20 protein-coding genes are annotated in these 18,965 nt (G+C 71.5%); 9 read left to right on the forward strand and 11 right to left on the reverse strand.

Annotated features, from left to right (window positions below; translation table 11 throughout):
• Positions 1 to 15 precede the first annotated feature (15 nt).
• Genes ABD784_RS13300 through ABD784_RS13315 form a run of 4 tightly spaced genes read right to left on the reverse strand, consistent with a single transcriptional unit; the run spans position 16 to position 3,156 of the window.
• Positions 16 to 951 (reverse strand): ABC transporter substrate-binding protein, encoded by a 936-nt coding sequence (locus ABD784_RS13300; protein ID WP_344885637.1) that lies wholly within the window; start codon positions 949 to 951, stop codon positions 16 to 18.
• Complete coding sequence (locus tag ABD784_RS13305; protein WP_344885640.1) at positions 948 to 1,637, reverse strand: ABC transporter permease; 690 nt, start codon at positions 1,635 to 1,637, stop codon at positions 948 to 950. Before ABD784_RS13305 ends, ABD784_RS13300 begins: the two co-directional genes overlap by 4 nt.
• Positions 1,634 to 2,341, reverse strand: a complete 708-nt coding sequence (locus ABD784_RS13310) for an ABC transporter permease (RefSeq protein ID WP_344885642.1) — start codon at positions 2,339 to 2,341, stop codon at positions 1,634 to 1,636. Before ABD784_RS13310 ends, ABD784_RS13305 begins: the two co-directional genes overlap by 4 nt.
• Positions 2,338 to 3,156, reverse strand: a complete 819-nt coding sequence (locus tag ABD784_RS13315; protein WP_344885645.1) for an ABC transporter ATP-binding protein — start codon at positions 3,154 to 3,156, stop codon at positions 2,338 to 2,340. The genes ABD784_RS13310 and ABD784_RS13315 overlap by 4 nt, the downstream gene beginning before the upstream one ends.
• A gap of 228 nt (positions 3,157 to 3,384) precedes the next feature.
• Between ABD784_RS13315 and ABD784_RS13320 the strand changes: the two genes are divergently transcribed.
• Together ABD784_RS13320 and ABD784_RS13325 are read left to right on the forward strand one after the other, a co-directional pair.
• Entirely contained in the window at positions 3,385 to 3,870 is a 486-nt protein-coding gene (locus tag ABD784_RS13320; RefSeq protein WP_344885649.1) for a hypothetical protein, read from the forward strand.
• Between the two features lie 9 nt (positions 3,871 to 3,879).
• Positions 3,880 to 4,341 (forward strand): DUF421 domain-containing protein, encoded by a 462-nt coding sequence (locus tag ABD784_RS13325; RefSeq protein ID WP_344885652.1) that lies wholly within the window; start codon positions 3,880 to 3,882, stop codon positions 4,339 to 4,341.
• Between the two features lie 116 nt (positions 4,342 to 4,457).
• Here the strand turns inward: ABD784_RS13325 and ABD784_RS13330 are convergent, their stop codons facing one another.
• From ABD784_RS13330 to ABD784_RS13355, 6 genes are all read right to left on the reverse strand, one after another.
• On the reverse strand, positions 4,458 to 5,678 hold the full coding sequence (locus ABD784_RS13330; RefSeq protein WP_344885656.1) for a metallophosphoesterase family protein: 1,221 nt from the start codon (positions 5,676 to 5,678) through the stop codon (positions 4,458 to 4,460).
• Between the two features lie 104 nt (positions 5,679 to 5,782).
• Positions 5,783 to 7,594, reverse strand: coding sequence for a bifunctional sugar phosphate isomerase/epimerase/4-hydroxyphenylpyruvate dioxygenase family protein (locus ABD784_RS13335; protein WP_344885658.1), 1,812 nt, complete (start codon positions 7,592 to 7,594; stop codon positions 5,783 to 5,785).
• A gap of 5 nt (positions 7,595 to 7,599) precedes the next feature.
• Positions 7,600 to 8,619 carry a shikimate dehydrogenase gene (locus tag ABD784_RS13340; protein WP_344885661.1) on the reverse strand — a complete coding sequence of 340 codons (1,020 nt, stop codon included), beginning with the start codon at positions 8,617 to 8,619 and terminating at the stop codon, positions 7,600 to 7,602.
• Entirely contained in the window at positions 8,616 to 9,626 is a 1,011-nt protein-coding gene (locus tag ABD784_RS13345; protein WP_344885664.1) for a DctP family TRAP transporter solute-binding subunit, read from the reverse strand. The genes ABD784_RS13340 and ABD784_RS13345 overlap by 4 nt, the downstream gene beginning before the upstream one ends.
• A 77-nt stretch (positions 9,627 to 9,703) precedes the next feature.
• Positions 9,704 to 10,978: a TRAP transporter large permease gene (locus ABD784_RS13350; protein ID WP_344885667.1), complete on the reverse strand. Its 1,275-nt coding sequence runs from the start codon at positions 10,976 to 10,978 to the stop codon at positions 9,704 to 9,706.
• Positions 10,975 to 11,559, reverse strand: coding sequence for a TRAP transporter small permease (locus ABD784_RS13355; RefSeq protein ID WP_344885670.1), 585 nt, complete (start codon positions 11,557 to 11,559; stop codon positions 10,975 to 10,977). Before ABD784_RS13355 ends, ABD784_RS13350 begins: the two co-directional genes overlap by 4 nt.
• A gap of 132 nt (positions 11,560 to 11,691) precedes the next feature.
• Between ABD784_RS13355 and ABD784_RS13360 the strand changes: the two genes are divergently transcribed.
• Positions 11,692 to 12,705 (forward strand): LacI family DNA-binding transcriptional regulator, encoded by a 1,014-nt coding sequence (locus ABD784_RS13360; RefSeq protein WP_344885673.1) that lies wholly within the window; start codon positions 11,692 to 11,694, stop codon positions 12,703 to 12,705.
• A 192-nt stretch (positions 12,706 to 12,897) separates the two neighbouring features.
• Complete coding sequence (locus tag ABD784_RS13365) at positions 12,898 to 13,641, forward strand: Ltp family lipoprotein (protein WP_344885676.1); 744 nt, start codon at positions 12,898 to 12,900, stop codon at positions 13,639 to 13,641.
• Positions 13,642 to 13,645: 4 nt separating this feature from the next.
• Here the strand turns inward: ABD784_RS13365 and ABD784_RS13370 are convergent, their stop codons facing one another.
• On the reverse strand, positions 13,646 to 14,245 hold the full coding sequence (locus ABD784_RS13370; protein WP_344885679.1) for a GNAT family N-acetyltransferase: 600 nt from the start codon (positions 14,243 to 14,245) through the stop codon (positions 13,646 to 13,648).
• Between the two features lie 178 nt (positions 14,246 to 14,423).
• Here ABD784_RS13370 and ABD784_RS13375 point away from each other — a divergent pair, with 178 nt between their 5' ends.
• The 5 genes from ABD784_RS13375 (at position 14,424) to ABD784_RS13395 (ending at position 18,947) form a co-directional block, all read left to right on the forward strand.
• Entirely contained in the window at positions 14,424 to 14,873 is a 450-nt protein-coding gene (locus ABD784_RS13375) for a DUF4383 domain-containing protein (protein ID WP_344885682.1), read from the forward strand.
• A gap of 58 nt (positions 14,874 to 14,931) precedes the next feature.
• Positions 14,932 to 15,609, forward strand: a complete 678-nt coding sequence (locus ABD784_RS13380; RefSeq protein WP_344885685.1) for a fasciclin domain-containing protein — start codon at positions 14,932 to 14,934, stop codon at positions 15,607 to 15,609.
• Positions 15,610 to 15,805: 196 nt separating this feature from the next.
• Positions 15,806 to 16,393: an ECF RNA polymerase sigma factor SigK gene (sigK, locus tag ABD784_RS13385; protein ID WP_344885688.1), complete on the forward strand. Its 588-nt coding sequence runs from the start codon at positions 15,806 to 15,808 to the stop codon at positions 16,391 to 16,393.
• Entirely contained in the window at positions 16,393 to 17,343 is a 951-nt protein-coding gene (locus tag ABD784_RS13390) for an anti-sigma factor (protein WP_344885691.1), read from the forward strand. Before sigK ends, ABD784_RS13390 begins: the two co-directional genes overlap by 1 nt.
• Before the next feature lie 41 nt (positions 17,344 to 17,384).
• A complete protein-coding gene (locus ABD784_RS13395) occupies positions 17,385 to 18,947 on the forward strand; it encodes a molybdopterin-dependent oxidoreductase (protein ID WP_344885694.1) in 1,563 nt (520 codons plus the stop codon).
• The last annotated feature ends 18 nt before the right edge of the window (positions 18,948 to 18,965 follow it).

The raw sequence follows: 18,965 nt of genomic DNA on the forward strand, positions 1-18,965 counted from the left end.
GAGTCCGGGCATCGCCTACAGGTCCTGCTCCGCCAGCCATTCCTCGGCGATCGTCGCCGCGGGCAGCTGCTCGTCCACGCTGCGCCCGTTGAGCTCGAGGAGCTCCTCCGAGGTCAGCGCCGCGCTGACGCCGTCGATCACCTCGGCCGCCTCCTCGCCGACGTTGTCGCTGGCCAGCGGGATCAGGTGGGAGGCGAGGAACAGTCCCTCGGTGTCCTCGAGGACCTTCAACCCGTTCTTGGTGATCGAGGGGTCGCCCGTGTAGACGATCGCGATCTGGATGTCGCCGTCGGTCAGCGCCTTCACGGTCAGGGGTCCGCCGCCGTCCTCGATCGGCGTGAAGCCGACCTCGACGCCGTAGGCCTCCGCCAGGCCCTTCGGCCCGTTCGGGCGGTTCTCGGCCTCCGAGTTCGCGCCCATGGTCATCTGCGAGTCGACCTTCTGCAGGTCCTCGATGGTCTCCAGGCCGTGCTCGTCCGCGAACTCCTGCGTCACGGCGTAGGCGTCCTGGTCCGTGGCCGGCGCCTGCTCCAGCACGCGCAGCCCCTCGGGTGTGGAGCCCTGGAGCTCAGAGTAGACGTCCTCGCTCCGTGTCGCCTCGGTGTCCGGCACCCAGTACTTCAGCAGCGGTCCCGTGTACTCGGGGAAGAGGTCGATCGACCCGGCCTCGATCTCCGGCAGATAGGCCTCGCGCTGGCCGATGCGGAACTGGCGTTCCACCTCCTGCCCGGCGCCCTCGAGCGCCTGCGCGTATATCTCGGCGACGATCTCGTTGGAGTAGTAGTCCTGGGATCCGACGACGATCGGCTCGCCCGCGGACGGTCCGCCGTTGTCCTGGCCGCCGTTCGCGGAGTCCAGCGGGTCGCCGGACCCGCAGGCGGTCAGGGTCAGGGCCGCGGCGGCGAGCGCGCCGGTCAGGCCGGTGAGGCGTGTGAGGGTGCTGTCCTTCATGCGTGCGCCTTTCGGTTCGGTGATGTCTGGAGCCTAGCGGCCCGGCGCGCCCGGCGCTGCAGCTGCGCCAGGACGATCTCGGCCAGGAGCGCGAGTGCCGCCACCAGGAGCGCGCCGGCGAGCATCTCCGCGTAGTCGCGGGACTTGAGCCCGGAGAACAGGTAGCGGCCGAGCCCGACGTCCGCGAGGTACGCGGCGAGCGTCGCCGTGGCGATGACCTGCAGGACCGCGGCGCGCAGTCCCCCGATGATGACGGGGGCGGCCAGCGGCAGCTCGACGCGGGTGACGATCTGCCATTCGCTCATGCCCACCGCGCGCGCCGCGCCCGTGACGTTCGGGTCCACGGCCTGCACGCCCGAGTAGGCGCCGGCGAGCAGTGACGGGATCGCGAGGACCACGAGCGCCAGCATCGGCGCCTGCACCCCGATGCCGAGCCACAGCCCCAGCAGGGTCAGCAGGCCGAGCGTCGGGACGGCGCGGGCGGCCCCGGCGAGGCCGACGACGGCGGTGCGGCCGCGGCCGGTGTGCCCGACCAGCACCCCGGCGGGCAGTGCGACGGCGGCCGCCACCGCGACGACCGCGGCCGTCACGAGGACGTGCTCGCCGATCCGGTGCCCGACGGTCCCGGGTCCGGACCACTGGGCCGGGTCCGTCATCCAGGCCCAGGCCTCCAGCAGCAGGCTCATGTCCGTCCCCCGTCCCCGGGCTGCAGGGCGGAGGGCGGGAGGATGGCCGGCGCCTTCCCGGCGGAAGCGGCCGAGGCGCGGGCCCAGGGCGTCGCGGCGCGGGCCGCGAGGACCACCAGACCGTCGAGCAGGAGGGCCAGGAGTACCGTGGCGACGAGCCCGGTGACGACCTCGGCGACGATCCCCCGCTGGAACCCGTCGGTGAACAGGGTGCCCAGGTTGGCGACGCCGATGAGGGCACCGATCGTCACGAGTCCCACCGTGCTGACGGTGACCACGCGGAGGCCGGCCGCCACGACGGGGACGGCCAGGGGCAGGTCCACGGTCCAGAACATCTGGCGGGGCGAGTGCCCGACCGCCACGGCGGCCTGCCGGACGGCGGGGTCCACGGAGGCGAAGCCGTCCGCGACGCTGCGCACCAGCAGCGCCACACCGTAGACGGTGAGGGCGATGATCATGGTCGCCGCGGAGCGCAGCGGCACGCCGAAGACGGCGGGCACCAGGATCAGCAGCGGGAGCGCGGGGATGGCGTAGAGCAGGCTGGCACCGGAGAGCAGGGCGCCCCCGAGCCGCGGGCGCACGTGCGCGAGCCAGCCGATCGGCACGGAGAGCAGGAGGCTGAGCAGGATGGCCGGGACGCTCAGCCAGAGGTGGGCCCAGGTCAGTTCCGCGATCAGCCCCCACGAGTACTGGAGCCACGTCACGGGCTGCCCTCCAGCACCCCGATGGGCCGGCCGGCCCCGTCCACCAGGATCCGCCGGCCGCCCACCTCCTGCTCGTGGATGCGCCGCTCGTGGCGATCGGCGCCGATGAACTGGCGGACGAAGTCGTCGGCGGGCGCGGCGAGCAGTTCGGCCGGGGTCCCGGCCTGGGCGATCCGCCCGCCCTGCTGGAGGACCACGACGTCGTCGCCCAGGCGGAAGGCCTCGTCGACGTCGTGCGTGACCAGGAGGACGGTCTTGCGCAGCTCGCGCTGGAGGCGGCTGAGCTCGTCCTGGAGCTCCCGACGGACGATCGGGTCGACGGCACCGAAGGGCTCGTCCATGAGCAGGACGTCGGGGTCGGCCGCGAGGGCGCGAGCGACCCCGACTCGCTGCTGCTGCCCGCCGGAGAGCTGGCCCGGGTAGCGGCGGCCGAGCGCCGGGTCGAGGCCGACGCGCTCGAGGAGTTCGGAGGCCGCGTGGCGGGCCTGCCGGCGGCCGACGCCGTCGAGCACGGGGACCGTGGCGACGTTGTCCAGCACGTCGCGGTGCGGGAGGAGCCCTCCGGCCTGCAGGACGTAGCCGATCGAGCGCCGCAGCCGGACGGGGTCCTCGGCCGAGACGGCGCGCCCGTCGACGTGGATGGACCCGGAGGTCGGTTCGACCATCCGGTTCACCATGCGCAGGAGCGTGGTCTTGCCGCAGCCCGACGATCCGAGGAGCACCGTGATGGTGCCGGCGGGGACGGTGCGGCTGAAGTCCTCGACGGCCACGGTGCCGTCCCTGTAGGTCTTGCTGACGGATCGGAACTCGAGCATCGGCACTCCTCAACTCCCTGGGATGGACTCCACCCTATACTCGCTCCCCCACCCGATCGGCGGCGGGGACCGAGCCGCTCCGGAGCCCGCCGCCGGGAATCCGGGCACCGCCCGGATGGTTCCTGAGAAGTGGATGGGAACTCGTTCCGGGCCGGTTGCCGCTGCCTCCGTACCTGCTAGCTTGACGGCAGAGCTGACATGGGAAGACACGACCGTGAGGAGCCACTGGTGGACTTGGAGATCAAGCAACACGACGAGTTCCAGAGAAAGGAATGGCTCGCCACGCGGATCGGCTGGGCCGCGATCGCGCTCTTCCTGCTGGCGGGCCTGCTCGGGTTCCTCGGCTCGGGCCCGTTCAGCCAGACCACCGCCGCGAGCGATTCGGGGGACGTCGCCGTCGAGTTCCAGCGCATCGGGCACAACAACGCGGACGACAATCTGACGATCGACCTGGCCAGCCAGACCGTCGCCGATGGCAAGGTCACCGTCCACCTCACCGGGGACTGGCCGAACAACGTCGACATCACGGGCGTCTCGCCGCAGCCCAGTGCCGAGTACGCCGTGCCCGGCGGCACGGCGTACGAGTTCGAGGTGCTGGACGGCGCGGACGTCTCCGCGTCCTTCGCCTTCCGCTCCACGGGATACGGTCCCCTCGACGGGACGGCGTCCGTGGACGGCGACGCCGTCGACTTCACCCAGTTCGTCCTACCGTAGGGAGCCATCATGGATGCCGTACTCCGCGCACTCGCCATCTACCTGGTCCTGCTCCTGCTGTTCCGCCTCACGGGGAAGCGGACCATGAGCCAGGTGACGACGTTCGACTTCGTCCTGCTGCTGATCGTCGGCGAGGCGACCCAGCAGGCGCTCCTCGGCGAGGACTTCTCGATCGTTCAGGCCGCCCTGGTCATCGCCACGCTCATCGCCCTGAGCCGCTTCTCCGACTTCCTCGGCTGGAAGTTCCCCAAGTTCGGACGCGTCACGGAGAGCGTGCCGCTGATCCTCGTGCAGGACGGCAAGGTGCTCGAGGACGTCCTGGCCAAGGAGCACCTCACCGCGGACGAGATCATGGACGCCGCCCGCGAGACGCAGGGGCTGGAGCGGATGGACCAGATCAAATGGGCGGTCCTGGAGCAGTCCGGCACCATCAGCGTGGTCCCGCGAGAGAACGCGGCCCCGAAGTCCTGACCGGCGGGCAGGTCAATACCCCACAGCACCATCCGTACAGCGCGACGGCGCCGCTCCAGCGGGACTGGAGCCGCGCCGTCGTACTCTGTCCGGGTTCGACCCGGCAGCCGACGTCCCTACGGGAGGGGCGCAGGCTCCGCGATGCGCTGATTCCCGGGGGCCGTGTCGATCCCGAGGTCCCGGGCGAAGAGCGTGCGCGTGCCGGTGTAGACGCCGTCCGCGTTCTCGTCGAGTTCGAAGACCCGGGTGCCGCGCAGCCGGTGCTGCTCCGCCCCGGACAGGCCGTAGGTGCCGTAGCCGGTGCCGGGGCCGTAGCCGAGCTCGATCCCGTAGTAGTCGCCCATGTACGTGTTGATGTGGTCGTGGCCGACGTAGACGCCGCGGACGTCGCCGCGCTCCTGCATCGCCGCGTAGAGGCCGGAGTTCCACGCGCCGACGTAGACGTCCTCGTGCTTCTCGCCGACGATGCCGTGCTTCTTCGCCGCCGCGGCGTGCGTGGCCGGGTCGGAGCCGAACTGGGTGCCGAACCACAGGTGGTGGTGCTCCCAGAGCGGGATGTGGAAGAACGCCAGCGACGGGATCTTGCGGCCGTAGCGCTCCTCCGTGGCGAGCGACGCCTCCCGGTACCAGTTGACCTGGTCGGCGTGGATCCAGTCGTAGTTCTTCAGGCCCTCGCGGCTCTGCCCGCCGATGGTGCCGGGTGCGTAGCGGTTGGAGTCGAACAGCCAGACGCCGAAGGCCGGCTCGTTGGCCCGCGAGGAGCGGATGAGGAGCTGGCCGTTGGAGTGCCCGTACAGCTTGGGGTCGATCGCCGGGTTGAGGTTGTTCGGGTAGACGTCGTGGATCCAGTCCACGATCTTCTGCTCCGTCATGCCGGTGTCGTTGCCGAGCGAGTCCTCGTCGTGGTTGCCGAAGACCATCGCCCACTTCACGCCGCGCTCCTCGATGGGGCGGATGATGTTGTTGTAGGCCTGCTTGACCTGCTTCTCGGTGGCGGGGCCGCCGTTGATGGTGTCGCCGTTGAGCACCACGAGGCCGGGCTTCTCGGTGTCCAGCGACTTCTCGATGAGCTCGATGGTGCGCCGGTCCGTCAGGTGCGTGTCCTGCGTGTCGTTGATCTGCAGGATCCGCAGCTTGCCGTCGTCGCCGAACCGCACCGGCATGGCCGTAGCGGGCTTGGCGGGTGTGGCGGCGGCCGCCGGCGAGGCACCGGCGGCCGTACCGAGGAGCCCGGCGACGGTGGCGAGCCCGGCGCCGGCGAGGACGCCGCGACGGCGCACGCCGTCCGGGACGCTCTGGGCAGGGGTGACTGGAGTATCGGAATGATGGGAATCCATGCCTGGCACGCTAGAGCGGCCCCGTGAACCGGTGGTGACGCCGCCGTGACCCGCGGGCGTCCAGCTCTCCTCGGAAGAGGCGGGCCCATCGATCGACGCCGCGGTCAGCGGCCGTCGCGGTCGAGCCGGGACTGCGCGGCGAGACGGACCGGCGCGTTCTCGGCCCCGTAGCCGTCGTAGGCGTCGATGCGCTGGACCACCTCGATGAAGAGCCGGCCGATCTGGCGGGTGTAGAAGTGCAGGAACTCCCCCTGCTGGTCCCGGTCGTAGAGCACCTGGTGCTCGCGCAGGCGCTCCACGAACGCTGGATCCAGGCCGAAGCGGGCCCGCACGTCGTCGTAGTAGTTGCCCGGCACGGGCAGGAGCCGCATGCCGCGCTCGCGGGCGCGGCGGGCGACGGCGATCGCGTCGGGGCAGGACAGCGCCACGTGCTCCGTGGGCTGGGTCCGGCTGGCGGGGAGCACGTTCAGGGGCAGACGGACGGCACCGTCGGCGGTGCGCAGCACGCGGCTGCGGACCAGCCCGTGCGGGCTGGCGACCTGGTTGCTGCGGCCCTTCTCCAGGCCGAGGACCCCGGTGTAGAAGTGCACGGTCTCGTCGTGGTCCTCCCACGTGCTCATGAGGTTGACATGGTCGACGGCGACGACGCCGTCGGGTTCCGGTGTGGCGCGGAGCCCGTGCTCGAACTCGTCCACCCAGCCCGGTTCGCCGGCGCGGGTCCGCTCGGCGAAGAAGAGCTCCAGCCCGTGCGGGGTCGCGAAGGCCGGCAGTCGTTGCTCGCCGGCCTGCATGCGGCGGGGCACCCGGGTGACCCCGAGGGCCGCGGTGCGCGCCTCGGCGGACGCGACGTCGTCGTACTGCAGGCCCAGGCCCGCCACGTGCGGCGGGAGGTCCCGCGCGTACTGCTCGTTGAGGACGATCCGGGCGCCGCCCGCACTCCAGAGCCGCACGGGCTTGGTCCGGTGCTGGCCGCGGAAGGCGAACCCGAGCTGGTCCAGGACGATCTCCACCTCGGTGGTGTCCTCGGCCTTGATCTCCACGAAGTCGACGCCGGCGGCCGGCGCCGACTCGGGGACGGTGGGCAGTTGATCGGTGCGGCCCTCGCGCCGCGCGGTCTGGTCGGCGAGCGCGATGAGCGAGCGGTAGGCGTGCACGGCCGTGGCGCCGGCCGCGGTCTGCCGGAACGTGTCGTTGAAGACCTCCAGGGAGACGGGGCCGGAGTAGCCGGTGCGGACCACGTGCGCGAGGAACGCGGGCAGGTCGAAATCGCCCTCGCCCGGGAAGAGCCGGTGGTGCCGGCTCCAGGAGAGCACGTCCATCGACAGCGCCGGCGCGTCGGCCAGCTGGACGAAGAAGATCTTCTCCGCCGGGATCTCCTCGATCCCGGCCGGATCGTGCCCGCGGGAGAGGATGTGGAAGCTGTCCAGGCAGGTGCCGACCGCCGGGTGGTCGGCGAGCTCGACGATGCGCCAGGCGCGGCGGTAGTCGCTGATGTAGCGACCCCAGGCGAGGGCCTCGAACGCGATGCGCACGCCGTGGCGCTGGGCGAGGTCGCCGAGGCGGCGCAGCTGGGCCGCCGACACCTCGTCCGAGTCGATCGTCGCCGTGGCGACGTTGCTGCAGACCAGGACGGTGTCGATCCCCAGCCGCCCCATGACCTCGAAGCGGGCCTCGGCCCGCCGGAGGTTGGCCTCCAGCAGGTCCTCGGTGACGCCCTCGAAGTCCCGGAACGGCTGGTAGAGGTCCAGGGTCAGGCCGAGGCGTTCGGCCCGGGCCCGGATCTCCTCCGGCGAGAGGTCGGAGGCGACGAGGTCCGGCTCGAAGACCTCGATGCCGTCGAACCCGGCCTCCGCGCAGGCGGTCATCTTCTCCTCGAGCCCGCCGCTGAGGCAGACCGTCGCGATCGATGCGTGCATACTCCTCAACCCTCTCCTTCATGTCCGGTGCGGTCCCGACCGGGACGGTCCGGCCGCGACTGCCCGCCCCGCTGGGGCGACTGGCCTTGCTGGTCAGCGGCGGCGCCGGGCGGCTCGCCGATGAGCTCGCGGAAGTGCGCGAGCATGCGCTGCCGGTCCGGCTCGGCGCCGGTGATGAGCCGGATGCTGTCCGCGGCCTGGCCGACGGCCATCCGGCCGCCGTCGAGGACTCCGAGCCCGTGGGCGCGAGCCCGCCGGAGCAGCTCGGTCTCCAGCGGCCGGTAGACCACCTCGGACACCCACGCCCCGGCCGGCAGGTCCTCCGGGGCGAACGCGACGCCGGGGTGCTCGGCCATGCCGACCGGCGTCACATGGACGACGCCGTCGACCTCCGGCAGCCACGCCGCGAGGTTCCCGCCGGTGGTGCGCAGCACGGTGTCCGGGTGGCCCGGCTGGTACCGGTCCACCAGGGCCTGCGCCGCGTCCTCGGAGAGGTCGTGGATGACCACCTCGTCGAAGCCCATGGACACCAGCGAGTACGCGGTGGCCAGGCCGGCGCCGCCGGCGCCGACCTGGAGGACGCGTCGCCGCGGGCGGTCGCCCAGGAACGACTCGAGACCCGCCCGGAACCCGGTGTAGTCGGTGTTGTGCGCGGTCCGCTGGTAGCCGCCGAGCAGGACCAGGTTGGCGGAGCCGATCGCCCGCACGGCGTCGCTCTGCACGTCGACGTACTCGAGCACGCGCTGCTTGAACGGGTGGGTCACGTTGACCGCGACCAGCTCGTCGCGCTCGGCCGCCTCGAGCACGGCCCCCAGGTCGGCGCCGGGGACGCCGGCCAGATCGATGAGCTCGTAGGAGTAGCCGTAGCCGAGCGCGGCGGCCTCGCGCTCGTGCAGGGCCGGTGAGAGCGACGGGCCGATGTTGTGCCCGACGAGCCCCACGCGGAAGCCGTCGTGGCCGCCCTCCGGTCCAGGCGGGGCGCCCGGCTCCGCCCTGCCGCCCGGCTCCGCTGCGCCGGCCGTCATTCCGCCGAGCCCCGGATGGCCTCGAACGCCGCCAGCTGCTCGCCCTCGAGATTCTCGCGGTACCAGGCGTCGGTCCGCTCCTGGAACGCCTCGACGTCGACGTCGTCGACGATCTCGATGCGGTCGCCGGAGCGGTACTCGTTCAGCAGCTCCTCCTCCGCCTCGGCGACGCACTCCACCATGCGGTCCTCCGCCGTGGCGATGGCGGCCTGCAGGGCCTCCTGCTGCTCGGCGTCGAGCTCGTCCCAGACGGGACCGACGACGATCAGGTTGGAGTTCAGCGAGTGGCCGCTGAGGCTCAGGTAGTCCTGGACCTCCGCCATGTTCTGCGAGTCGATGTTGGTCAGGGGGTTCTCCTGGCCGTCCACCGTGCCCTGCTGGAGGGCCAGGTACAGCTCCTCGTACGCGACCTCGGTGGCTGCGGCGCCCAGGGCCTCGGCGTTCTGCAGGAACTGCGGCGAGCCGGGGAAGCGCATCCGCAGGCCGTCGAGGTCCTCCGGCGTGCGGATCGGCGAGTTGGCGGTGAAGTGGCGTGCGCCGATGGACCAGGCGCCCAGGACGTTCACCTGGGACGCCTCCTCGAAGGCGCCCACCAGGTCGTCCGAGGCCTCGCTGCGGAAGAAGTCCGTGAGGTGCTGGCCGTCCTCGAAGACGTAGGCGGCGTCCACCATGCCGATCGGCGTGTGCAGGGCGGACAGGGCGGAGGCGCCCTGCAGGTCGATGTCGATGTCGCCCGAGGCGACGGAGGCGATGCGGTCGGCGTCGCCGCCGAGCTGGCTGGAGTCGTAGATCTCGACCGTCAGTCCGACGTCGGCGCCCTCCGCCTCCTCCTTGATGACCTGGGCGCCGCAGCGGTGCGGCGGCTGGTCCTGTGTGTAGGAGTGGGCGAAGGTCAGCTCGACGTTTCCGTCGCCGCCCTCCGCCTCGCCACCGCTGCCGCCGCAGGCGGTGAGGAGGCCGAGGGGCAGGAGCGCGGCGATGGCCAGTGACTTGCGGGGGATGTTCATGGTTCTTCCTTCGGTTCGGTGCCCGGCGGGCGGGCGTTCATGGGTGCGGATGAGGCAGGGGGCGGATGGTCGGATCGTCAGAGGTCGAGGAGGCCGGGCAGCCAGAGGACGACGTCCGGCACGAAGATGACGAGCAGGCAGATCGCGACGAGCGGGACGAGGAAGGGCAGGCAGCCCCGGAACACCTCCCCCACGGGGACCTTGAGCGTCGAGGAGAGGACGAAGAGGACGGTGCCGACGGGCGGCGTCAGGAGCCCGATCATCAGCGAGATGATCATCAGGACCCCGAGGGCGATCGGATCCACGCCCAGGTCGACCGCGATGGGCATCAGCATCGGCACGGTCAGGACGAGGATGGCCACGGCGTCGACCACCGTCCCGAGCACGAGCATCAGGAGCGCCACGAGGAGCAGGAAGACCGTGGGGTCCTCGGAGATGCCGAGCATCAGCGTGGCGAGATCCTGTGGCACGCGCTCCCGTGCGAAGACGTACCCGAGGAGCGCGGCCGAGGCGACGATCAGCATGATCGCCGACGTCGTCATGACGGTCTCGACGAAGATCCTCGGCAGGTCGCGGACCTTCATGGTGCGGTAGCAGAGCCCGAGGATCAGGATGTAGAGGGCGCCGACGCCGGCGGCCTCGGTCGGGGTGAAGAACCCGCCGAGGATGCCGCCGAGGATGATCACCGGGGCGAAGAGCGGCGCGACGACCTTCTTGCCGGTCTCGGCGACCCGGGCCCAGGAGAATCCGACGTTCTGGATGTCCGGTTGCCGGCGGACCAGGATGAAGACCACGATCGTGAGGCCGGCCGCCATGAGGAAGGCCGGGACCACGGACGCGGCGAACAGCGCGCCGGTGGAGACCGCGCCGAGTCCGGCGAAGATGACGGCGGGGATGCTCGGCGGCATGACGGGCGCGATCAGCGCGGAGGATCCGACCACGCCGAGGCTGAACGGCCGGCTGTAGCCGCGGCGGACCATCTCGGGGACCTGGACCTTGCCCAGGGCAGCGGCGTCGGCGACGGCGGAGCCGCTCATCCAGGAGAAGCCCAGGCTCACGCCGATGCTGACGTAGCCCAGCCCGCCCCGGACGCGCCCCATGAGGGCCAGGGCGAAGTCGAAGAGCCGCTCGGCGATGCCGGCGTGGGCGGCGAGGCTGCCGAGGAGGACGAAGAGCGGCACCGCGAGGAGCGGGAAGCTCGCCGTGTCCTCGGCGATCAGGCGCATGGCCAGCCCCACGGACTGCCCCGTGGCGATCAGGTAGACCATGCCGGGACCGAGGAAGGCGTAGGCCACGGGCACGCGCAGGAGCAGCAGGACCGCGATCGAGATCAGGAGGAGGACGATGGTCATGGCTGCACCTCGCGGTTGACGGGGACGGCGAGCGAATCGGTGTCGTGCTCGGCCCCGACGCCGTGGCAGAGGACCAGCCAGCCGGCGACCAGGGAGCGGATGGCCGTGCTGACGAAGCCGAGGAGCGGCAGCACGTAGAGCCACGCCATGGGCATCCGCATGGACGGCGAGCGCAGGGCGCCGGCGTCCGCGATGAGGGTCCAGCACTCCCGGGCGAACAGGACCGCGATGACGGCCATCGCGAGGTCGGCGAAGACGTGGACCGCGCGGACGGCCCGCTCCGACTTGAGCGTGTCCACCACCTGCAGGGCGATGTGCCCGTCGCGGGAGACCAGCACGCCTGCCGCCGTGAACGTCATCCAGACGAGGCTGAAGCGCGCGAGCTCGCCGGTCCAGGCCCAGCCGTCGACGGGCAGGTACCGCTGACCGGCCTGCACGAGGATGAGGACGAAGATGATCAGCAGGGCCAGGGCAGCCAGTCCCAGTTCGACGGCGGTCACGGCCTTGATGATCCGGTGCAGGGTCCCGCCCGGGGTGGGCGGAGCTCCTTCGCGGTCGGTCGGGGCGCTCTGCTGGTCCATCGCGCCTCCTTTCTGCAGGGGACTCTGATCGGCCACGGGATGTGGCTCCGGTCACGTTCCCTCCAAGCTAGCGAGCACACGGAAAACGCGGCAAGAAGTTGCCAAAACTTGCCAAAATGATTGAATGGCCCCATGAAGAAGGTCACGATCTACGACGTCGCCGAGGCGTCCGGCGTCGCCCCGTCCACGGTCTCGCGGGCCTTCAGCTCGCCCGGACGGGTCAATGCGGCCACCAGGGAACGGGTCGTCGCGGCCGCCCAGGAGCTCGGCTACCGCCCGAAGCACGAGTTCGGCGCTGCGCGGTCGTCCCGGAGCCGGACCATCGCCATGGTGCTGGCGGACATCACGAACCCGCACTTCTTCGAGTTCATCCGCGGCGCGGAGCAGCGGGCCAAGGCGGCGCAGCACACCCTGGTGCTGGTCAACGCGGAGGAGTCGCCACAGATCGAGCTGGCGCAGATCCGCGAGCTCTCGGCGAAGGTGGACGGCTTCGTCCTGGCCTCCAGCCGCCTGCCGGACCACGAGCTGCAGTACCTCTCCCGCGACCGGAAGCTGGTGTTGCTCAACCGGGACGTCGAGGGGCTGGCCAGCGTGAAGCTCGACATGGAGTCGGGGTGCCGCCAGATCCTCGAGCATCTCGCGTCGCTGGGGCACACCGAGTTCACGTACTGCGCCGGGCCTCCGGCGTCCTGGATGGGGACCACCCGGTGGGCCGAGCTCAGTGCCGGGGCTGCGGCCCACGGGCTGACGGCACACCGGATCGGCCCCTACGCGCCGACGGTCGCCAGCGGCGGTGCCGCCGCCGACGCCGCCCTGAGGACGAACCCGACTGCGCTGGTCGCGCACAACGACCTGCTGGCGATCGGCATCCTGCGACGGCTGGCCGTACGCGGGGTCCGCGTTCCGGAGGACATGAGCCTCGTCGGGTTCGACAACAACTTCGCGGCCGATCTGGTCGGGGTCCCCCTGACCACGCTGGGCGGCCCGGGCGCCGAGGTGGGGCGCCGGGCCGTGGAGATGCTCCTGCACTCCATCGATGAGCAGCCGGAGCGGATGGGAGCCCTGACGGACCCGCCCAACGACCGAATCCTGCTGCCGACGGAGCTGTTCATCCGTTCGTCCTCCGGGCCGGTCCGCGCCGGCTGAGACGCCTCGCTCGTGGCGTCGCCGAGACCTGATCACAACATGATCACTTTCCGGTTCACGCACTCTCTTCGGGCGTATGGTCATGGGACTGCGCGGCATGGGGGGCTGTCTCGGAGGCACCTGCGGATCGACCCCGCTGCGGCGTCAAACGTCGAGGGCGGCCACGCCGATGTGGCCGGATCAGGGGGAATCATGACAGACAACACGCCCACGCCCAGCGGCTACCCGGAGAACCCGGAGAACCCGGAACCCGGAGTCGCCGGCGCGGAGAAGCCGGCTCGCCGCTGGTACCAGAAGAAGCGATTCCTCATCCCGACGGGGATCGTCCTGGTGCTCCTCATCGCCGGTATCGCCGGGGGCGGCCGCGATGAGGACGCAGCACCCGTCAGTGCCGATGCGACCGCTCAGAGCGAGGAGACGGTCAGCGCCGCCGAGGCCAGCGCATCGGCGGCGGCGAAGTCGAGCGCCGAGGCGGCGGCGGCAGCCGAAGCCAGCGCGGAAGCCGCGGCCGCCGCAGAGGCCGAGGCGAAGGCTCAGGCGGAAGCAGAAGCCAAGGCGGCCGAGGAGTCCGCCGCGGCGGCGAAGGCTGCCGAGGAAGCCAAGGCGGCCGAGGAGGCGGCAGCTGCCGAGGCTGCCGCGGAAGCCGGCACCGTCAGCCAGCAGAATGCGCTGCGGGCTGCGGAGAACTACCTGGAGTTCACGGCCTTCTCCCGCCCGGGGCTGATCCAGCAGCTCGAGTACGAGGAGTACTCGACGGAGGACGCGACGTGGGCCGTGGACCGGGTCACCGTCGACTGGAACGAGCAGGCGGCGGAGTCGGCCAAGAACTATCTCGAGTTCACGGCCTTCTCCCGCCAGGGACTGATCGACCAGCTGCTCTTCGAGGGCTTCACGCCCGAACAGGCCGAGTACGGGGTGAGCCAGACCGGGCTGTAGGTCTTCACCAGCGATCCGGCGCCGAGGCTCCGCTTCCTTCGGGAGGCGGGGCCTCGCGCGTCGCGGAGTAGAGCAGCATGTCGCGGGCCTCGCCCGCGATGACCCGGTGCGCCGGGAGCAGCTCCTGGAACGTGTAGCCCGCTCGCTCGGCGGTGCGGATCGAGGCCGCGTTCCACGGTTCGATGTAGAGGGCGATGCGCTGGAGCCCGGGGATGGTCCCGCCGAATTCGGTGAGGGCGGCGAGCGCCTGGGCCGCGTAGCCGCGGCCGCGCGCCGAGGGGACCACGGCGTATCCGGCCGTGGCGAGCCCCGTGTCCAGTTCCTGGAGCCACAGGCCGCAGTGTCCGACCGCCCTCCCGGTCAAGGCTTCCTCCATCGCGAACGAGAACCCCGACCCCTCCGCATGGCGGCCCCGCTGCCGCTGCACCCACGCGTGCGCCTCGGCGCGGTCCGCATGCGCTGGAAGGGTCCCGATGTGCGGGATGTAGGGATCGGTGGACAGCTCCTGCGCCATCGCCGCGTCCGCGTCAAGGACCGCACGCAGGCGGATCGCTCCGCTGGTCGGGGCCCGGCTCGGCCAGGGCGGGAGGGGAGACGGTGTCATGGCCCCATCATGCAGTGCCGTGCCCCCGCGCGGTACCGCTCGGACCTCCGGTTCCGGACTGACGACCGCCGGTCGAGAAGTTTTCCGCCCTTCCTCCAATCCACTTCCGCCCTCGGCTCCGAATGACCTGTGTGACCGCGCAAGAGCGGTAGCGAACACCAGAATCTAGGAGCACCTCATGAGCACCTCTCACACCAAGGGCCACAGCGGGGTCACGCTCGCTGCGCGGACCGTCGGAGCGGTCTTCCTCCTGGTCGGCATCCTCGGCTTCGTCCCGGGGATCACCAGCAATATCGGGGACCTGTCCTTCGCCTCGGACCACTCGGAGGCGATGTTGCTCGGCCTGTTCCAGGTCTCCGTCCTGCACAACGCGGTGCACCTGCTGTTCGGCGTCGTCGGACTCATGGCGGGCCGCAGCCCGGCGGGCGCCACCCGCTACCTGGTCTGGGGCGGCGCCGTCTACCTGGTCCTGGGCGTCTACGGCGTCCTGGTCCCCCACGGCAGCCCCGCGAACTTCGTCCCCGTGAACGGCGCGGACAACGTCCTGCACTTCGGTCTCGGCATCGGCATGGTGGCGCTCGGCGTCATTCTCGGCCGCGCCGTGAAGGTCTCGGCCCGCACGCCCTGACCCCTCTCCCGACCAACCACCACTTCCGCACAGCACGTCAATCCTCAAGGAGATCGTCATGAAAACCACCAAGCTGCTTCCCGTCCTCGGCGTCCTCGCCACCGCAACGCTCGCCCTGGCTGCCTGCTCCGGCGGCGGCTCGGAGGAGACCATGGAGTCGAGCCCGGCTCCGGCCAGCGCCTCCTCCAGCTCCTCGGCCCCGGCCAGCGCGTCGGCGGACACCATGGACCCGGCCGCCAACCTGGTCGGCCCGGCCTGCGCCTCCTACGCCGAGCAGGTCCCGGACGGCGACGGCTCGGTCCAGGGCATGGCCCAGGATCCCGTGGCCGTCGCCGCGTCCAACAACCCGCTGCTGACCACGCTCACCTCCGCGGTCTCCGGCGAGCTGAACCCGGACGTGAACCTGGTGGACACGCTCAACAGCGACGAGTTCACCGTCTTCGCCCCGGTCGACGACGCCTTCGCGGCCATCCCCGAGGCCGACCTCAACGCGGTGGTCTCCGACGCCGACCTGCTCACCAGCATCCTGACCTACCACGTGGTGCCGGGCCAGATCTCGCCGGACGAGATCGTCGGCGAGCAGGAGACCGTCCAGGGCGGCACCGTCGAGGTCGCCGGCGAGGGCGACGAGCTGACCGTCAACGGCGCCAACGTCCTCTGCGGCGGCGTCCAGACGGCCAACGCCACCGTCTACCTGGTGGACCAGGTGCTGATGCCCGCCGCCGAGGAGAAGTAGGCGGCGACGCAGGCGGCACGGCAGCCCGCAGGAGGCCGTCGGGCCCCGGGAGCCTCAGACAGCGATCTGAGGCCCGGGGCCCGACGCCCCCGGCACGGACCGGGTACCACGGCGCACGGCCGACCCACGAGACCCCCGAGGGCCACGGAAAAGATTTGGAGAGGAGGCGGGCGCATTGGAACCGGACTATGGAAGCATGTGGATCGTGAACCTGCCTGGCTCCGCGCGGCCCAAAGCCGACCCCGCACCCCTCGACGCGATGCTCGCCCGTGTGGCCGTCGGCGACGAGGCCGCGTTCGAGGACCTCTACGATGCGGCGTCCAGCATGGTCTTCGGCCTCATCCGCCGCGTGGTCCGCGACCCCGACCTCAGCGAGGAAGTCCTCCAGGAGGTCTTCGTCGAGGTCTGGCAGCAGGCCACCCGGTTCGACCCGGAGCGCGGCAGTGCACGCTCGTGGATGTTCACGCTGGCCCACCGCCGCGCGGTGGACAAGGTCCGCGCCACCTCCTCGAGCTACCGCCGGGACCTGGTGCAAGGCATCAAGGACTTCCAGGAGTCCACGGACGACGTGCAGGACACGGCGATCCTGAGGGCCGACGTCGAACGCGTCCTGAAGGTCCTGGAGACGCTCACGGAGGTCCAGCGGGACGCGATCCGGCTGGCCTACTACGGGGGCTACTCCCACCAGGAGGTCGCGGCCCTGCTGCACGTCCCGCTGGGAACTGTGAAGACGCGGATACGCGATGGAATGATCGTTCTGAGAGACAGGCTGGGGGTGGCGTGATGAGTGACCACAAGCATTCGATGACCGGGCTCTGGGCGCTCGACGCCCTCGACGACGCCGAACGCGCCGAGGTGGAGCAGTACCTCGCGGAGAACCCGGAGGCCGCCGAGGAGGCGCGCACCCTCCGGGAGACCGCGGCCCATCTGGGAGCGGCCGCCGGACCCGCGACTCCCCCGGCCCGCGCCAAGGCGGACATCATGTCCGCCATCAAGCAGACCCGCCAGCTGCCGCCCCTGCCCCGGCAGGAGTCGTCGACCGGGGAATCTGGCACTGCGGAGTCCGGCACTGTGGAGTCCAGCAGCGGGGACCAGTACGACGGCGGGGCGGACACGCGCTCCAGCGTCCAGGGCCCCGGCGCCGACCACCCGGACGGAACGGCCACGGCCGCTGCGGCACCGGAGGCGGCCGACGACCGCGAGCCCGACCTGGAGGCCAACGTGGTCCCCCTGGCGGCGTATCGGCGCAAGCAGCAGACCCAGCGACTCCTCGGGGCTGCCGCGGCGGTCCTGCTGGTGGCCACGGGCGTCCTGGCCGGCGTGGTGATGGTCCAGCAGAACGAGCTCGACTCCACCCAGGAGCAGCTGGCGGACTCCGCCCGCTACCGGGAGGTGGTGGACGAGATCCTAGCGTCCGCCGACGCGACCACGGCGACCGTCCCCTCGGAGAGCGGCGGCGCGGTCCACCTGACGTACTCGGCCTCCGAGGGAGCGATGCTCCTGAAGTCGTCCGGCCTGCCCGAGCTGCCCGCGGACCGCGCCTACGAGCTCTGGCTCATCTCCGCCGACGGCGCCGAGCCCGCGGGTCTGCTGACCCGGGAGCAGGCGGCCGGCAGCGAACCCAAGATCCTCCAGGGGTCCATGGAGGGCGTCACCCACTTCGGCATCACCGTCGAGCCCGCGACCGGTTCGGAGCAACCGACCACCGACCCGATTGTGCTCAGCGAACTCTAGCCAGTTCGGTGCCGACCCACTCCTGAAGTAGAGGTCAGATCATGGCACACCGCACACGAGCATTCCGCTTCATCGTCGCCGGGCTGACCGCGGCCCTGGTCCTCCTCGGCGTGGCCGAGGCGTTCTCGGCCTTCTTCTCGGCGGCATCCGCGCCGCTGGTCGCGATCGGCGGGGCGTTCATCGACATCATCCCGCCGTGGGTGAAGGACGCGGCCATCGCCCTGTTCGGGCTGTACGACAAGATCGCCCTGTTCGCCACCATGGCCCTCGCGGTCGCCGCGCTCGCCGCGGGCATCGGGCTCCTCGCCCGGCGCCACCGCGGCGCGGCCCTGGCCGCCGTCGTCCTCCTCGGCGCGGTGGTGGGCGCCGTGGTGATCAGCCGGTCCGGCACCACGCCCGTCGACGTGATCCCGATCCTCGCCGGCACGGCCGCCGGGGTCGCGGTCCTCGCCTGGCTGGCCCGGCTCGCCGGCGCGGCCGACGACCCGGCGGCCGCGGATCCCGTCCCGTCCGATACCGCGCCGAACGCACCCGACCGGCGCCGGTTCCTCCGGGCGGTGGGGCTCAGCGCGGTGGCCGGCGCGGGCCTCATCGTCGCCGGACGCGCCGTCGCGGGGATCCGCCACGGGGTGGACGCCGCCCGCGAGGCGCTCAACCTCCCCTCAGCGGCCCGGAAGGCGCCGCCCCTGCCGGCCGGCGTGCAGGCGCCCGTGGACGGCATGCCCCCGTTCACCACCCCCAACGGGGAGTTCTACCGGATCGACACGGCCCTGGCCGTCCCCCGCGTGAACCCGGCCGACTGGCGGCTGCGGATCACCGGACTGGTGGAGCGCGAGATCGAGATGAGCTTCGACGAGCTGCTCGCCGAGGATCTGGTGGAGGCGGACGTGACCCTGACCTGCGTCTCCAACCCGGTCGGCGGCGACCTGGCGGGCAACGCCCGGTGGCTGGGCGTGCCGGTGCGGCGGCTGCTGGAACGGGCCGGCGTGGACCCGTCAGCGGACATGGTGCTCTCCCGCAGCGTGGACGGCTTCACGGCCGGCACGCCGCTGTCGGCGCTGACGGACGAGCGGAACTCGCTGCTCGCCGTCGGGATGAACGGGGAACCGCTGCCGGAGATCCACGGCTTCCCGGTGCGCATGGTGGTGCCCGGGCTCTACGGGTACGTCTCCGCCACCAAGTGGCTGGAGGAGCTGAAGGTCACCCGCTTCGCCGACGACAACGCCTACTGGACCGATCGCGGCTGGAGCGCCGAGGGGCCCATCAAGCTGGCCTCCCGGGTGGACGTGCCGCGTTCCTTCGCGAACGTCCCGGCGGGCCAGGTCATGATCGGCGGCACCGCGTGGGCGCAGCAGCGCGGCATCTCCAGGGTGGAGGTCAGCATCGATGGCGGCGAATGGCAGCCGGCCGAGCTGGCCGCGGACGCCAACGAGGACACCTGGCGGCAGTGGTCCTTCGCCTGGGAGGGTGCGACGCCGGGCCGGCACGAGGTGTCCGTCCGCGCCACGGACGGCGACGGGGTCCTGCAGACGAGCGACCGCGCCGACCCGGTCCCCAATGGGGCGAGCGGCTGGCACCGCATCCAGTTCACGGTGGAGGGGTGAGCGCTCTGCCGCCTCGGA

Origin of the sequence: Zhihengliuella alba, from assembly GCF_039538765.1 — a bacterium.
GTDB lineage: Bacteria > Actinomycetota > Actinomycetes > Actinomycetales > Micrococcaceae > Zhihengliuella > Zhihengliuella alba.

What these genes read in the sequence shown, in the direction of transcription:
- ABD784_RS13300 (WP_344885637.1), bottom strand. Translation starts at nt 951, where the DNA reads ATGAAGGACAGCACCCTCACACGCCTCACCGGCCTGACCGGCGCGCTC.
- ABD784_RS13305 (WP_344885640.1), bottom strand. Translation starts at nt 1,637, where the DNA reads ATGAGCCTGCTGCTGGAGGCCTGGGCCTGGATGACGGACCCGGCCCAG.
- ABD784_RS13315 (WP_344885645.1), bottom strand. Translation starts at nt 3,156, where the DNA reads ATGCTCGAGTTCCGATCCGTCAGCAAGACCTACAGGGACGGCACCGTG.
- ABD784_RS13325 (WP_344885652.1), top strand. Translation starts at nt 3,880, where the DNA reads ATGGATGCCGTACTCCGCGCACTCGCCATCTACCTGGTCCTGCTCCTG.
- ABD784_RS13330 (WP_344885656.1), bottom strand. Translation starts at nt 5,678, where the DNA reads ATGGATTCCCATCATTCCGATACTCCAGTCACCCCTGCCCAGAGCGTC.
- ABD784_RS13335 (WP_344885658.1), bottom strand. Translation starts at nt 7,594, where the DNA reads ATGCACGCATCGATCGCGACGGTCTGCCTCAGCGGCGGGCTCGAGGAG.
- ABD784_RS13340 (WP_344885661.1), bottom strand. Translation starts at nt 8,619, where the DNA reads ATGACGGCCGGCGCAGCGGAGCCGGGCGGCAGGGCGGAGCCGGGCGCC.
- ABD784_RS13345 (WP_344885664.1), bottom strand. Translation starts at nt 9,626, where the DNA reads ATGAACATCCCCCGCAAGTCACTGGCCATCGCCGCGCTCCTGCCCCTC.
- ABD784_RS13350 (WP_344885667.1), bottom strand. Translation starts at nt 10,978, where the DNA reads ATGACCATCGTCCTCCTCCTGATCTCGATCGCGGTCCTGCTGCTCCTG.
- ABD784_RS13355 (WP_344885670.1), bottom strand. Translation starts at nt 11,559, where the DNA reads ATGGACCAGCAGAGCGCCCCGACCGACCGCGAAGGAGCTCCGCCCACC.
- ABD784_RS13360 (WP_344885673.1), top strand. Translation starts at nt 11,692, where the DNA reads ATGAAGAAGGTCACGATCTACGACGTCGCCGAGGCGTCCGGCGTCGCC.
- ABD784_RS13365 (WP_344885676.1), top strand. Translation starts at nt 12,898, where the DNA reads ATGACAGACAACACGCCCACGCCCAGCGGCTACCCGGAGAACCCGGAG.
- ABD784_RS13370 (WP_344885679.1), bottom strand. Translation starts at nt 14,245, where the DNA reads ATGACACCGTCTCCCCTCCCGCCCTGGCCGAGCCGGGCCCCGACCAGC.
- ABD784_RS13375 (WP_344885682.1), top strand. Translation starts at nt 14,424, where the DNA reads ATGAGCACCTCTCACACCAAGGGCCACAGCGGGGTCACGCTCGCTGCG.
- ABD784_RS13380 (WP_344885685.1), top strand. Translation starts at nt 14,932, where the DNA reads ATGAAAACCACCAAGCTGCTTCCCGTCCTCGGCGTCCTCGCCACCGCA.
- sigK (WP_344885688.1), top strand. Translation starts at nt 15,806, where the DNA reads ATGTGGATCGTGAACCTGCCTGGCTCCGCGCGGCCCAAAGCCGACCCC.
- ABD784_RS13390 (WP_344885691.1), top strand. Translation starts at nt 16,393, where the DNA reads ATGAGTGACCACAAGCATTCGATGACCGGGCTCTGGGCGCTCGACGCC.
- ABD784_RS13395 (WP_344885694.1), top strand. Translation starts at nt 17,385, where the DNA reads ATGGCACACCGCACACGAGCATTCCGCTTCATCGTCGCCGGGCTGACC.